Below are 14,527 nucleotides of genomic sequence, written 5' to 3'. Positions count from 1 at the left end.
TCCTACCAGGAAAGAGGCTTACTACAGAGGTCATATCTGATTCCCAAATCCGCTTCAATAACCCTTTTTTATCGAACCGCAAAGACACAAAGAACGCAAAGAAAAGACGAGTAAGAAGATAAAGGGGTAAAGAAGCCAGATTTGGTATTATTTATCGAACTCACGTACAATTAATAAAAGTCTGGAAAAATTAGGGTTTTAAATTTTCATCTAGCAAGAGTGCTTAAACAGAACTAAGCAGCAAACTTTCTGTTGTAGGCTAAAGCTAAACCAACCAGTGCAATACCTAATAGTGTCCCTGGTTCTGGAATTTTTTCTAAGCGAACATTATCGATGTAAGAACCGTAGGTATCGAGAGAATCATTCTTGACATCATAGTTAAATAGCAAGCGAGACAAATTACTATTGGCAACAATATCAGCCGTATACTCCAACCATTGTGTTTGCGTACCACCTTTACCACCGGAAATAGTCTGGTTGAGTACGTTACCAAACAGAACAGTAAAGTTATTTTCCGTTGCTTCTGTATTAGGGCGCGGTGAATAGAAAAATGATAGGCGATATTTACTACCAATTTCGGTAGCAATATCCTGAAAAATGCCAATTTTGTCCTGATTTGTATAGTAATGGCTATCCAATTCTGTCAGTTGTTTCCCATCTTGAGCTGTTCCTGCTGCTCCCCTTTGAATTTCAATTTTGCCACCTTCAGTAGCTTTCCAACCTAAAATCTCGTCGTATGTTTTCCAGCCACCGTCGTTGATGTCTGTACCACCAGTCAGTAAGGTTTGTTCAAAGCTACCATTAACCACCAAATTGCTAGCGGTAGCAGGCTTAACTTGGCTAACACTCAAAACTGAACAAAAAACAACGCTAGCAATTGATAGCTTCTGAAGACCAGCAGGAATAAATTTCATATCGATACCAGGGGCTAAATAAAAGTCTAGTCATGTAGAAAGAAAATTCGGCTATTTATTGTCTGCAACTGTTTTTTCTCCTACGTTCATTAACCTAGCACTGCTATAAGTAAATCAGAATAGCCCTAAAGTATATTTTATGACATTTTTATGCAAATACTAGTAAGAATAAAAGCTTTACTAAGCGCATAAAACCTTGATTTTATCTATAATTAGCTAATGATTATGCCATTGAAATTACGTAAGTGATTATGCTGTTATATGACAATTAGAAACATGAATATCAAAATAATGAGTAAGTGTAAGACGCATCAAAGGTTGAATATTTGGTTCATGAGTGCGAACTTAGACATTCTCCCAAGTTGGCGATCGCCTGTATATTGTATTTTTTGATATAAGTAACGATTAAGTGTGATTATTTAGGCTTGATTTTACTATCCTATTTACCAAAAAATTGGGTCTAAAGCCCCGTGCTTCTAGCACGGCTTTTCTTCAACTTCCGGATCATCTCTCTAAGTACGTCATTTTGAGTGCGATCTGTTTCTTCGCAGTATTTCAAAAGCGTTTCATACTCTTCATTAGAGCATCGAACTGTTAATTTCTTCATGCCGTCATATTGCCGTCGTTTTATGGTATAATACTAGCATGAAAACACTGAAGTTTAAATTGTACGAACACAAAAGGAATAGACACCTCAAGCGCACAATCAACGCTGCTGGAGTGATTTATAACCATTGCATTGCTCTACATAAAAGGTATTACCGGATGTTTGGCAAGCATTTAAACTGTGCAAAACTTCAGGCTCATATCGCCAAATTAAGAAAGCGTAATTCTTTTTGGCAATCAGTAGGTTCTCAAGCAGCACAAGATATTTGTCAACGCATTGAGAAAGCTTACCAATTGTTTTTCAAACACAATAACAAAGGAGTAAGACCACCAGGATTTAAGAAGGTCAAGAAATACAAATCGTTCACCCTTAAGCAGGCAGGTTATAAGTTTTTGGGTGGAAATAGGGTAAAAATTGGTAGTCGAGTTTACCAGTTTTGGAAGTCCAGAGAAATTGAGGGAACAGTCAAAACCCTAACTATTAAACGCACCCCGTTAGGTGAGTTATTTATGGTTTTGGTTGTTGATGAGGGTAGCTCAGAAGTTGAAGTTAAGACGGGTAAAATCGCTGGCTTTGATTTTGGGTTAAAGACATTCCTCACTTGCTCAGACGGCACTAAAATTGAATCGCCCCAATTTTTCAAGCAATCCCTAAGCGCCATTAAAAAAGCAAGTTCGCGGCATTCCAAAAAGCTAAAAGGCTCATCTAACAGAGAACGAGCCAGAAAGAATTTAGTACGCAAGCATGAAGATATTTCCAACCGTCGGCGTGATTGGTTCTGGAAATTAGCTCATGAGCTAACAGATAGGTTCGATATTCTCTGTTTTGAGACTTTAAATCTCAAAGGAATGCAACGTCTTTGGGGCAGGCAAATATCAGACTTAGCGTTTGGTGAGTTTCTGCAAATCCTAGAATGGGTTGCCAAGAAGAAGAATAAACTGGTTGTCTTTATCGACCAGTGGTATCCAAGTAGCAAGACATGCTCTAATTGTAAACATATTCTAGAAAGTCTTGATTTGTCAGTTAGAGAGTGGCGTTGTCCTTCCTGTCAGTCAGTTAATGGAAGAGACGAAAACGCTAGTCGCAATATTTGTGCAGTCGGGGCATCGACTGTTGGCTTAGGTGATGTCAGACTGGCTACGCCAGCAATCGCTGTCTGAAGCTAGAATCCCCATGCCTTCAGGCTGGGGAGTATGTCAAGGTTAGTACGAATCAGAACGGCAAGCATTTAAAAGTCATTGAGAAAGGACAAGTACCTGCTTACGGTAATGCAGGGTTAGTCACTTCTGAAGAATCAGGCTACGATTTGAAATCTCAAGTTTTAGGTAAAGGTAGCGATTCCTGCGACGGACTGCACCAACGTCGATTTCACGCAGAATTTATTGATGGTAAGCTATTCTGCTTTTAAGTTGCACAATCCATCGCCAGGGCTGTTTAATTTCTACTGAGGTAAATGTAGACTGCAAACTGTTGCAAGTTCGCCTATAAGTTCAAAAAAGATGCCGGGGAAGTTTTGAAATAATTGATAAAAAATAGAGTCAATTTTCATCAGATAAAAGCCGCCCGTGCAAAATTGGCATAGTAAATAATCCCCACGCCAAACCTGTAATTAAGCCAAAAGGCGTGACAATATAATTATTAAAATTCCACAATTCAAGAACTTGCGCTGCTAATTCCAAGGGATAAGCCATCATCAACACGCTGGCTAAGGCTACGCCACTCCAACCATACTGACTTAACCAGTAAAAACCTTTACCACCAGTTACACCATACAATAAGCGCGTTATGAATAAACCTGTGACGGTGCCGTAACAACGCATACATACAGCCATGATATAAGGTGGTGCTAAATCTAACCCCATATCCGGTTGCGGGCAAACATGGTCGCCCATGAAATAAATAATATTGGCTATTTCTGGTAATAAAAATGTCCCAGAGGCAGCAAGAAAGGGAGCAGCTAGCGGGCCGATTACCATACCCGCTAGCATAAAATCAGCGATTGCGCGGAGCGCAGCGCCAAAGGCGATCGCACTGACCCAATTAATTTGCAACTCTCTTTTGAAAGCTACTCTCATCATTCCCTTTCTTAGTTTTTGCGAGGTTTTCTCTTAACCTACCACTGCCCGATAAGGACTTGTCAACTTATCAAGCTGCTGAGTTAAGAGACTGAGGAATAATCCTACATCTGTTACCACACCCACAGATTCTATAGAACCGCGATCGCTTAACTTGGTGACCACAGCTGGATTAATATCCACACAGACCATTTTCACGCCCGCAGGTGTCATGTTTCCTACACCAATAGAGTGCAGCATACTAGACAGCATTAAAATCATTTCCGCACCTTCCAGGTGTTTGGCGTATTCTTGCTGTGCTTTAATCAAATCCATTTGGGTATCAGGTAAAGGCCCATCATCCCGAATCGATCCAGCGAGTACGAACGGTACATGATTTTGTACACATTCATACATTACCCCACTCTTAATTGCCCCCGCCTCTACAGCCTTGGCAATGCTTCCATAGCGGCGAACGCTATTAATAACTTTCAAGTGATGGCGGTGTCCACCCCGAACGGCGACACCCCGCTTCATATCAACGCCGAGGGATGTACCCATGATATTTTGCTCAATGTCATGGACTGCGATCGCATTTCCGCCCAAGAGTGCTTGCACGTAGCTTTCCCGAATTAGCCGCGATAGATGTTCGCCACCGCCAGTATGAATTACAACTGGGCCAGCTGTGACAACTACTTTACCGCCAGCATCCCGAATTTTACGTAATTCCCATGCTACTTGCTCTACAACTAATTCCACACGGCGTTCGCTGGAAACACCGGCGGACATAAAGCTAAATTCTTGAGCATTGCGCTGTTCCCGCGATTCTGTTTTGCGGATGGTGCGGATACCTTGGACATCGACTACAACTTGTTCGCCTACCTCTAAATCACGTAATATTTTACACTTGGCAACATACCCATTAGCAGATTGAGTAATAGCGATCGCGCCATCCATGCGCTGATTTTGTACCTTTACCCATTCACCATGAATCCGCACTTCTGTGGGATAAATTGTACTCACATAGAAGTCATCGGGTGCGACACCTGCTTGCACCACAGGTTCTAGTTTGGCATCTCGTTCGTCTTGAGGTAAGTCTACAGCACCTAAATCAATCAGCTGAGAAATAATCTCTTCCATCACCTCATGGGATGGTGCTGAAACTTTTACTTCAGCAGCTGAGGTACTTTGGCGCTGTTCGCCCAAGTTGAAATTCAACACTTGGAAGCTTCCGCCTGTATCAACAATCAAGTCCAAAGCACGGTTAATCAAGCCAGAATCCAGCAAGTGACCTTCTAGGCGAATAATCCGACTTTCTACAGAAACATTCGCATGAATTTCTGCTCTAACTGGTTCTGTTACTCGCAGGGTAAGACATTTCGCCGCACCACCAGCTTTAAGAAATTCTTTTAGCGGTGTTTCAATGATTTGGAAACCAACATTCACCAGGCGTGCTTTCAAAGCATCACTCGCCTTGTTCATGATCACGATGCTGTCCACATTCACCGCATTACAAGCGAAATTCACCGCGTCAGCTTCTTCAATGGCGATGCGCTTTTCTGCTGCTACTCGCATTTCAATTAAGCGGTTGGAGTAGGAATCAAACGCACCAGGATAATAAAGTAAATAACCATTGGCTAAAGGACAGAAACAGGTATCTAAATGATAAAAACGCTCATCAATGAGCCGTAGGGATAATACTTCAATATCCAGCCACTTCGCTAAGTATGGGTGAGAATCTAATTCTGAACGGAAGCCGTAACCCGCCCATAACCAGCGTCCTTCTCGGTCTAAAAGTGCATCCCCTGCGCCTTCAAAGGGCAAATCTTTAGGTAATATATGCACTGTGTAACCGTTGGCTTCAAACCATTTTTGGAAGTAAGGCTCTTCTCCCTGACGTTCTTTGTGTAAAAAGCGACTCAGAACTACGTTATCCCCCAAGACTAAACCAGCGTTGGCGGTAAATACCATATCAGGCCAGCCTTTTTCTGGTGGTACTAAATCGACAACGGCGTGTTCTTTCAAGACATGGTAGAGTTTTTGCCACTGTTCCACAGCGCGATCGCGCGATGATTTGTGAATGTTCCCTTCCATCCAGGGATTAATCACATAGTCCACATCGTAGTGGTCAGGAGCGCACATCAAAAAGCGAATCGGGGAAGTCATAAAAAATATTACAAGCGTTGAGATGCTACAAGCCTTATTAGATACAGAGTATCACTGTATCATTTTGTCAAATTTGCTACGAAACGTCTTTATTCTGCTAGTTTAAAACAGCACATAACTTTGCTTCCATTGTATTATCCCAAGGGATACACTGCGTTAAAAGCAATCAATAATTGGGTTAAAAAAACCCAAGGTTGTGTCATTGTAGCGCTATTTGGTTCTAGTAAATCAGTATTAGCAATATCTACTTTTTGTAAAGAATAGTAATGCTATACAGAATTGATCAAATACTTTATTTAAAGTTATTTAGCTTTGTGAAATTAAGATGGCGGACTTAAAATTTACAGTTGAGGAGAATCCGACACCAGAGGATATTCGTACTGTTATTAACAAGCTTGTTGAATATAATAGCGATCGCCTAATAGAAAAAGATGTATACCAACCTCTTGCTGTCTTGATTCGAGACAAGGAAAACGAAATTTTTGGGGGTTTAGTTGGTAAAACACAATGGGGGTGGCTGTTTATCTCTTACCTGTGGGTAGCAGAGACGCTGCGAGGTCAAGGATATGGGAAACAACTCATACTGAAAGCAGAGGAAGTTGCTAAACAGCGTGGTTGTAATTACGCTTACCTCGATACATTTAGTTTCCAATCTCTTGGTTTTTATGAACACCTTAGCTACCAGAAGTTTGGTATTCTGGAGAACTTTCCGCCAGGACATAAACGATATTTTTTAAAGAAAGAAATTTAGTTGAATATAACCTGCAAATTTCACTATAGATACTCAGCCAGCGCCTATAGGATTCATATTTGATTTCTGAACTAGACGTAGGGTGTGTTGTCGCGTAGCGCAACGCACCAAAGCTGAGAATACGGTGCGTTACACTTCGTGATAACGCACCCTACATATACTTAGATTTTTCAATAATCAAATCGGATTCCTATATAAGTATTACTATTCCTTATAGTAGTGGTCTAAAAAAACTAATTTGATGTATTAATAAAAACTTATTTTATTGCCAGCATCATCAGTTAAATTTAATTAATATAGCATTTACGATGTATCAGACTGCTAAAATTACACTTGTACTCCATCTAGTGTCATAAAAATCTCCTTTTCGCAGAGAATTTAGTAATATCTAATACATTTAGCTGCTAACCATCAGTTATTCTACTCCTGCCCATCAGGACAATTTATCAGGGGATCGCTTGCTGTATTCTTCACAGTTTGTTACAAAAGTACAAAGAACTTCTAGAGAGCCAAAACTCATGTTCGGCGGACTTACTGGTTTAACAGATTCTAAAGGCACAGACTGGGGAGAGCGGATGCTCAACACAGTCGCTAGCCAAACGATTCGCCACCTGTTTACCCAAAGCGAGTCAGTAGAAGTCTTTGTGCGCTGCTATCCCTCCAGCAAACTGTTGCAAGGCAGCATTGATAGTTTCAAGATGAGTGGACGTGGCTTAGTCATCCGGAGAGATTTCGCAGTCGAGGAGATGTCTTTTGAAACGGATGCAGTTGCCATAGACTTTGGCTCAGTTTTAAGTGGTAAATTAACTCTTAAGCAACCTACCCAGGCGATCGCCCAAGTAATATTATCAGAAGCAGGTATTAATCAAGCTTTTAATGCCGAACTGGTTAAAAAACGTTTAGTCAACCTGACTGTCCCTAGCTTGACGGCGTTATCTGGGGGTAAACCAGTTTCTTTCCCAGAGATTCAGGTACAACTGTTACCAGAGAATCGCCTGCGAATTTTAGCAAAAGCAGATTTAGATAATGGCGAACTCGTACCCCTAAATATGACTGTCAGCTTGGCTGTAGAACGGCGGCGACGAGTTTCCTTCAAAGATCCTCAATTTGAACTTGATTTGGTACCAGAAGCGCAAAGGGAAATATCGCAAACTTTAAGCATAGCACTGGTGGAAATTTTAGATAATATGGTCGATTTGGATCGCTTTGACCTGGATGGGGTAAAAATGCGACTGAATCGTTTAGAAACTGAAGGTCAAAAGTTAATCTTCAGTGGATATGCTGAGATTGAGCGTATACCTAATACCTCGCAACAGGCCAAGGGCTAGAGGCTAGAGACTACTATTTAGGACTTACGCAAAAGTAACGGAATTACGTCATTACGAGCGTAGCGACGTAATCCCCTAAAATTATGAGATTGCTTCCCTACACTACGTTTCGGTCGCAAGGACAAATTTTGCTTGCTTAAGTCCTGCTATTGTTAACACGAACGAGGTTCGATAACACAGGGTTGCATAACATCATAGGTACACAAAAACGCAGAGGTAATAACAAGCCTCTGCGTCTTTGTGTAGGATTTAATTTCGATTTCTAATCTTCTATCTGCCAACACCTACATATTGGAAACCTGCTCTGACCATTGTTTCTGGGTCAAGGAAGTTACGTCCATCGATAATCACAGGGTGATTCATCAGTTGAGCCATTTTCACATAGTCAAGATTGCTAAATTGTTGCCATTCAGTTACAAGTACTAAAGCATCACAACCGTCGGCTAGTCTTTCAGCATCAGTTTCGACTAGTACGCCAGAAAGCCCATGACGTAGACCTGTTTGCGAAACAATGGGGTCGTAGGCTTTAACTTTGGCTCCCAATCTGTTCAGCTGCTCAATTAAGTTGAGTGCTGGCGCGTCGCGTAAATCGTCGGTATCTGGCTTAAATGTAAGACCAAGTAGACCTACTGTTTTACCTTTGAGAATTTTGAGGACTTGTTGCAGTTTCTCTAAAGCAATCAGCCGTTGGCGTTCGTTGACGCTAACGGCTGATTTGAGTAATTGTGCTTCATAACCATAGTCATCAGCAGTATGAATTAGCGCGGCTACGTCTTTGGGGAAACAGGAACCACCCCAACCGATACCAGCCTGTAAAAACTTGTTACCAATCCGGGAGTCTAAACCGATACCTTTTGCTACTTGGGTAACATCAGCACCAACGCGATCGCAGATGTTAGCAACTTCGTTAATAAAACTAATTTTAGTTGCTAAAAAGGCATTAGCAGCATATTTAATCATTTCTGCTGAACTTAGATCTGTTACCAGCACAGATACTGGTGGTAAAGATTTATCCTCAGCAAACTGCCGCTCTACAATTGGAGCATACAGGTCTTTCATTAAGCCTACTGCTCTTTGGCTATTACCGCCTAGAACAATGCGATCGGGGTTAAAGGTATCGTAAACCGCTGAACCTTCGCGCAAGAACTCTGGATTGCTGACTACATCAAAATGAGATGCAATCTCTGGCAATTTATCTTCAGTTGCAACGCCACCTGCTGTTACGAGGGTTTTTTGACGTTCAGCAATGCCATCCAAAACAATCATCCGTACCCAGTCACCTGAGCCAATGGGCACTGTAGATTTATTAACGATTACTTTATAACCACCGTTGAGATGACTGCCGATACCACGAGCTACAGCCTCAACGTAACGTGTATCACTTTCACCATTTGGTAAAGGTGGTGTTCCCACTGCAATAAAGAGAATTTCTCCGTGAGCTACACCTGCAGCCAAATCTGTAGTAAATTCAATTTTTCCGGCTTGAATTGCAGATTGCATAATTTCCGAGAGTCCCGGCTCGAAAATTGGGGACTGCCCAGACTTCATTAATTTAACTTTTTCTTCATTATTATCTACACAGATGACATCGTGACCGATGTGAGCCAAGCAAGCACCTGTAACTAAACCAACGTAACCAGTACCAATGACGCAAACACGCATTATTTTGAACTCCTCGTTGTTTTTGTTGTTCCCATTAGCTCAGAAGTTTTCCGCGCAAACTTGTATGGGGGGTGGAAAACCTTACCACAATAGTACGGGCTACAAATAAACTCAGCCTGCACGAAAGTTCAGAGCGATACTCGGTGCTAATCAGGAGACTGACGCTTTGTTCTCCTTGTTCAGCCGATTGCGAAAATCTTCTATTGTCAGTTTTAACCCTTGTTGTAATGGAACGGTAGGTTCCCAATTTAACAAGGTTTTTGCTTTTGTAATATCTGGACGGCGGCGACGCGGATCGTCTGAGGGTAGTGGTTCAAACTTAATTTTGGCTTCGGGATTAATCAGGTTTTGTACGGCTTCTGCCAATTCTAAGATGGTGTATTCATCAGGATTTCCCAGATTTACAGGCCCCACATAGTCGCTATTCATCAATCTGATAAATCCTTCTACCAGATCAGAGACATAGCAAAAACTACGGGTTTGGGAACCGTCGCCATAGACTGTTAAAGGTTCGCCCCGTAAAGCTTGCACTATAAAGTTGCTCACTACCCGCCCATCGTTTTCTAACATCCGCGGGCCATAAGTATTAAAAATACGTACAACTCGAATATCAACTTTATTTTGTCTGTAGTAGTCGAATGCTAGAGTTTCAGCAATGCGTTTACCTTCGTCGTAGCAGGAACGTATGCCAATAGGATTGACGCTACCTCTATACTCTTCGGTTTGGGGATGAACTTCTGGATCGCCGTAAACTTCACTGGTGGAAGCTAAGAAAAATCTTGCTTTGACACGTTTAGCCAAACCCAGCATATTGAGCGTTCCCATCACATTTGTTTTCACAGTTTTGACGGGGTTGTACTGGTAATGTACCGGCGAAGCAGGACAAGCCAAATGATAAATCTGATCTACTTCCAACCTAATGGGTTCAGTAATGTCATGGCGGATCAGTTCAAAATAAGGATTATCCAGCCATTTAATTATATTGTCCTTATTGCCTGTATAAAAGTTATCCAAGCAAAGAATCTCATGCCCATCACCTATTAGTCGGTCGATGAGATGGGAACCAATAAACCCTGCACCGCCCGTTACTAAAATTCTCATAATTTACCAATGTCAGTACAAGTATTGTCAGTTGTTATTTTACGTATTTTTTATTACGCAATTTATGTAAAAAGTCTAAAAGGGTATGACTTTTCTAACTTAGGGTTTTAAAATTTACCCGTATTTTTACGCTTGTAATTTTATTACATTAAGTTTCTTTTTTTATACAATTACATTAGCAAAATAACAAACATAGTCTCAAGATTGGAGCGTCAAATTCGAGAATTCATCAAATCTTTAACAATATTAAGTATTGTAAGAATTAGATGTGCCAACTGTTATAACTCAGATAAAAGATAATGGGGCAAGAGATTTTTCAGTAAACACATAAAAATTTATAAAATCGTGCTACAAGCAATCTCTGGTATTTTTACATAACCGATGTAGTACTGGGAATCCCAGTTGGAAGCGGTACTGCGTGAGTACGTTGTGGCTCTCCCAGCATAATAATTGAGCAAGTTAATTGTCTGGCTAATTGAGTTGTAACATCACTAATGGCTAATCCACCAGGACTGGTGCGATTGCGTGTAAAAGGTAGCACAACTAAATCATACAAGCGTGCTGCTTGTAAAATGGCTTGAGCTACATTTTCATGGGCGATAATTTGAATTTCTGGGGGATTGGGCACAGCCAATTTAGATACTATTGCAGCAAGATGCGATCGCCTGGCGGCAATTTTGCTGGAACTGGTACGTCGTTCGCATACATTGAGTACAGTTACTTGAGCTTGATTGGCATCTGCCAACAATTGAGCAAAATGTACAGGCTGTAACGTTGGTGCCATTAAGTTTTCTACGGGAACTAAAATCCGTTGGATTTTTTTAGGAGAGTCTACTAAACGAGTAACAGCAACAGGACAATGGGATGCCCAAAGAACGTTATCAATTACGTTACCAAATAAACGCGCTCTTAACCCAGTACGTTTACCCCAACCCATGACGATCAAACTAGCCTTTTGTTCGCGAGAGGCTCTGCTAATTCCCTGAGCAAAAGCATCATCGATTCGCAGTAATGGCTCTGCAGTTACACCTAAAGCTTGGCTTTGTGCTGTGGCTTTGGCGAGCAAACGCTCGCTCCTGTGTAAAGATACTTCTAACTGTGGTGCATCCATGTTAGCCGCAGCAGTGGCGATCGCTAAGGGTATAATTCTGCCATTGGCTTGGCGGGCCAATAATGTTGCTAATTCTATTAAATACTGCTGCGTTTGGGGATTGTATACCGGTACAACTATAGTAAAAGCAGTCCCAGGATCTGAGGTTTGCTGCTCTGGTTGGTTTGTTATTGCTGGTTCTGTAACTGTTGCAGAAGCTAAACCCACCGCTACCCGACTAGTAATTAAGGGCCCCAAGGTTGATGTAACTAGCATCACCGCCACAACACTATTGAATACTTCCACTGGCAATAATTCAGCCCGATACCCAACTAGGGTTGCTGCTAATGTTGTACCTACCTGGGGAATTGACAGCGACCACATGGTGAGAATTTCTTGCCAATTATAGTGGTATAGCAATTTCGCCAATAAAGCCGCAATAAATTTGCTAACAATCACACTGAACACCAACAATACTGTTAATTGCAGATTGGTAGTGCTGTGAATAAAGTTGGGCAGATCAATTAGTAACCCCAGGTGAACGAAGAAAATGGGAATGAATAGGACACTACCAACAAATACTACTTTTTCTTTGACTGGGCCTTCCCCTAAAACTTCATTCACCGCCAAACCTGCTAAGAAGGCTCCAATAATTTTTTCGACTCCAATCAATTGAGCGCCAACAGCAGCGACAAACACAGTCAGCAGCACAAATAAAAATTGGTTTCCCTCTTCACCACCAGAACGCCGAAAAAATTCTTTACCCACCCAATCGAAGCCGACTAACACGACAACAGAGTAAATAATTAACCAACCCAACAAAGTAAGTAGCTTTGCTAAATTAAATACTCCTAGAGGTGAAGCAGAAGCAATACAGAGAGCTAATATGAGCAAAGCGCCAATATCAGTAAAAATTTTGGCTCCAATGGTAACTGTAACAGCTTCATTTTTCACCACTCCCAGCCGGCTCAGAATGGGATATGCCAAAAGCGTATGGGAGGCAAATAAAGAGCCAATTAATATTGATATCACCCAATCAAAGCCAAAAATTCGCCCGGTAAGGGTGCCCATGATTAAGGGGAAGCTGAAGCTGAAGCTAGCAAAACCGAAAGAACGATTTTTTCTTGGCTGGAAATGTTCTATGTCAACTTCTAGTCCAGCTACAAATATTAGGTAAACTAAGCCAATATCTGCTAGCAGGTTAATTGTCTGTGATTCTGTCTGGAATAAATTCCAACCAGAAGGGCCAAGTACTACCCCAGAGAAAACCAAACCTACTAAACCTGGTAATCTCAGGCGCTCAAATAAAATTGGCACCACTAAAATAACTACCAGCAAAATAGCGAAGGGAACAATTGGTTCCTTGCCAAGAACTTGGGAGGTTGGTTCTAATGCTAGAACTTGTGAAATGAGTTCCATAGGTAGAACTGGAAAGGGCTATGGTGAAGCTGCGATTACCTTAAAAGCAATCGACCGATCTATATAACTGCAAAAGCTACCAGGAGTAGAAATTAAAAACAACCTTAACTTTAATGATTGGGGATTGGGGAACTCGGGGTCCCCTCTGGGGATAAGGGGTAATGGGGATTGGGGATTAGGTATTGGGTACTGGGTACTAGCAAAGTACAGACGCGATTAATCGTGTCTCTCCAACTTTGGGAGATTAGCCAAAATCATCCTGGTATAGGTAATTGATAATGGCTACCTATGGGTGAACCTGGCTTAAAATGAACCGCAAGCGATCGTAGTCATCTTTTAACAGAGTGCTGAGGGTTCTTCCAGCTTTGATTAACCATTTACGGTCAGCCTTGCGTAACTGGTAAACCTCTCGAATAGCCGCTGCTGCCAAAGACTCGATAGGCGCACCTTTGATAGAAAGTATTGTCTGTAAAAAATCTAGTTCTTCAGTGAAATGAATAATTTTTTCCGCATCACAGCGATAAACTGCCTGATGAATTTGCGGAGGTCGAGGTGGTAAATACTGGTATACTCGCTGATTATAACCTTCAGTCTGAGAAGGCTGTTCAAAACCCACGATCGCAGCCCGAAATTCGGTTTTCAGCATGGCAAATATTTGGGGTTGTTCTTCTCGCAAATCTTGCAATGAAAGCCCTAAAGCTACTGCACGATGTACGGAATCTATGGGCATAGTGGTAGCATGATACACCACTGCATAAATTTGGTTGCCCGATTCTTCATCTGTGGAACAAACCCAACTACCAAAAGGTGGCATAGGGGGAAAACTTAAGTCTTCCGGTTCCAAACACTGTGCCAAAAATTCAGTAGTGGTAGTTTCAATAACCTCAGCAATGTGATGAGGATGGCGATCGCCTGTGGCAAACTGTGGTAAAGGAAGGCGCATAATCTCAGGATGAAAGATAAAAGATGAAGTATGAATTTTTATCTTTCATACTTCATACTTGATGCTTTGTGTTATTTCCCTTTTTTCTTACCTATAGTCTCTACAACTTCTAATTCCGGCAAGCGGAAGGTAACTAATTTATCCCAGTTACCGCCTTCAAACAGCACAGCTACCTTGCCATCACTTACCCTTTGTACCAACCCTTCATAGCGATAATAGGTATCTGCGGGGTTCTTAACGCGAACAGTTGCTCCAGGCAGGATCATGATCTTTATCCTCGCTTATTTCCTGTTATATAGCTTAATACTTGTCATTGGTCATTTGTCATTTGGGATTTGTCATTGGGGCATGGGGGAGGCAGTGCGTTGCGGAGGTTCCCTCCGTTGTAGCAACTGCCGTCATGAGGCATGGGGCATTGGGCATTGGATAATTAAGTAATGGAAATTTCTTTCCTGCTTCATCTCCATCCTTATGGCTTGACCATGCCAATTT

The 14,527-nt window shown here is 41.7% G+C and carries 13 protein-coding genes; 3 read left to right on the top strand and 10 right to left on the bottom strand.

All coding sequences use genetic code 11. The features are described from left to right. Positions 1-233: 233 nt before the first annotated feature. Together HGR01_RS07100 and HGR01_RS07095 are read right to left on the bottom strand one after the other, a co-directional pair. Positions 234-914, bottom strand: coding sequence for a PEP-CTERM sorting domain-containing protein (locus HGR01_RS07100; protein ID WP_045869147.1), 681 nt, complete (start codon positions 912-914; stop codon positions 234-236). A 460-nt stretch (positions 915-1,374) separates the two neighbouring features. Then, positions 1,375-1,521: a ribbon-helix-helix protein, CopG family gene (locus tag HGR01_RS07095; protein WP_045868487.1), complete on the bottom strand. Its 147-nt coding sequence runs from the start codon at positions 1,519-1,521 to the stop codon at positions 1,375-1,377. A 38-nt stretch (positions 1,522-1,559) separates the two neighbouring features. On the opposite strand from HGR01_RS07095, the gene HGR01_RS07090 reads away from it, so the two are divergent. Continuing rightward, positions 1,560-2,681 carry an RNA-guided endonuclease InsQ/TnpB family protein gene (locus tag HGR01_RS07090; RefSeq protein ID WP_045867859.1) on the top strand — a complete coding sequence of 374 codons (1,122 nt, stop codon included), beginning with the start codon at positions 1,560-1,562 and terminating at the stop codon, positions 2,679-2,681. 281 nt (positions 2,682-2,962) lie between these two features. Here HGR01_RS07090 and HGR01_RS07085 read toward each other — a convergent pair whose 3' ends face one another. Genes HGR01_RS07085 through HGR01_RS07075 form a run of 3 tightly spaced genes read right to left on the bottom strand, consistent with a single transcriptional unit; the run spans position 2,963 to position 5,741 of the window. Next, positions 2,963-3,070 (bottom strand): Rpn family recombination-promoting nuclease/putative transposase, encoded by a 108-nt coding sequence (locus HGR01_RS07085; protein ID WP_264265728.1) that lies wholly within the window; start codon positions 3,068-3,070, stop codon positions 2,963-2,965. Continuing rightward, positions 3,060-3,599, bottom strand: coding sequence for a DUF2085 domain-containing protein (locus tag HGR01_RS07080; RefSeq protein ID WP_045869148.1), 540 nt, complete (start codon positions 3,597-3,599; stop codon positions 3,060-3,062). The genes HGR01_RS07085 and HGR01_RS07080 overlap by 11 nt, the downstream gene beginning before the upstream one ends. 30 nt (positions 3,600-3,629) lie before the next feature. Beyond that, positions 3,630-5,741 (bottom strand): TIGR00300 family protein, encoded by a 2,112-nt coding sequence (locus HGR01_RS07075; RefSeq protein WP_045869149.1) that lies wholly within the window; start codon positions 5,739-5,741, stop codon positions 3,630-3,632. 325 nt (positions 5,742-6,066) lie between these two features. Here HGR01_RS07075 and HGR01_RS07070 point away from each other — a divergent pair, with 325 nt between their 5' ends. Continuing rightward, positions 6,067-6,492: a GNAT family N-acetyltransferase gene (locus HGR01_RS07070; RefSeq protein WP_045869150.1), complete on the top strand. Its 426-nt coding sequence runs from the start codon at positions 6,067-6,069 to the stop codon at positions 6,490-6,492. A gap of 518 nt (positions 6,493-7,010) precedes the next feature. Next, the gene (locus tag HGR01_RS07065) at positions 7,011-7,820 is read left to right on the top strand and encodes a DUF2993 domain-containing protein (RefSeq protein WP_045869151.1); all 810 of its coding nucleotides are present in this window, start codon (positions 7,011-7,013) and stop codon (positions 7,818-7,820) included. Positions 7,821-8,090: 270 nt separating this feature from the next. Here the strand turns inward: HGR01_RS07065 and HGR01_RS07060 are convergent, their stop codons facing one another. The 5 genes from HGR01_RS07060 to HGR01_RS07040 form a co-directional block, all read right to left on the bottom strand. Beyond that, positions 8,091-9,482, bottom strand: a complete 1,392-nt coding sequence (locus tag HGR01_RS07060) for a UDP-glucose dehydrogenase family protein (protein ID WP_045869152.1) — start codon at positions 9,480-9,482, stop codon at positions 8,091-8,093. 150 nt (positions 9,483-9,632) lie between these two features. Next, positions 9,633-10,583: a UDP-glucuronic acid decarboxylase family protein gene (locus HGR01_RS07055; protein WP_045869153.1), complete on the bottom strand. Its 951-nt coding sequence runs from the start codon at positions 10,581-10,583 to the stop codon at positions 9,633-9,635. A gap of 370 nt (positions 10,584-10,953) precedes the next feature. Beyond that, positions 10,954-13,092, bottom strand: coding sequence for a cation:proton antiporter (locus HGR01_RS07050; RefSeq protein WP_045869154.1), 2,139 nt, complete (start codon positions 13,090-13,092; stop codon positions 10,954-10,956). Positions 13,093-13,378: 286 nt separating this feature from the next. Continuing rightward, the gene (locus HGR01_RS07045; protein WP_045869155.1) at positions 13,379-14,035 is read right to left on the bottom strand and encodes an HAS-barrel domain-containing protein; all 657 of its coding nucleotides are present in this window, start codon (positions 14,033-14,035) and stop codon (positions 13,379-13,381) included. A gap of 71 nt (positions 14,036-14,106) precedes the next feature. Beyond that, positions 14,107-14,301 (bottom strand): NAD(P)H dehydrogenase subunit NdhS, encoded by a 195-nt coding sequence (locus tag HGR01_RS07040; protein WP_045869156.1) that lies wholly within the window; start codon positions 14,299-14,301, stop codon positions 14,107-14,109. Positions 14,302-14,527 lie beyond the last annotated feature (226 nt).

Origin of the sequence: Tolypothrix sp. PCC 7712 (assembly GCF_025860405.1) — a bacterium.
GTDB classification, from domain to species: domain Bacteria; phylum Cyanobacteriota; class Cyanobacteriia; order Cyanobacteriales; family Nostocaceae; genus Aulosira; species Aulosira diplosiphon.
Note: the sequence above shows the minus strand (reverse complement) of the source record. Positions and strands in the feature narration are given on the sequence as shown.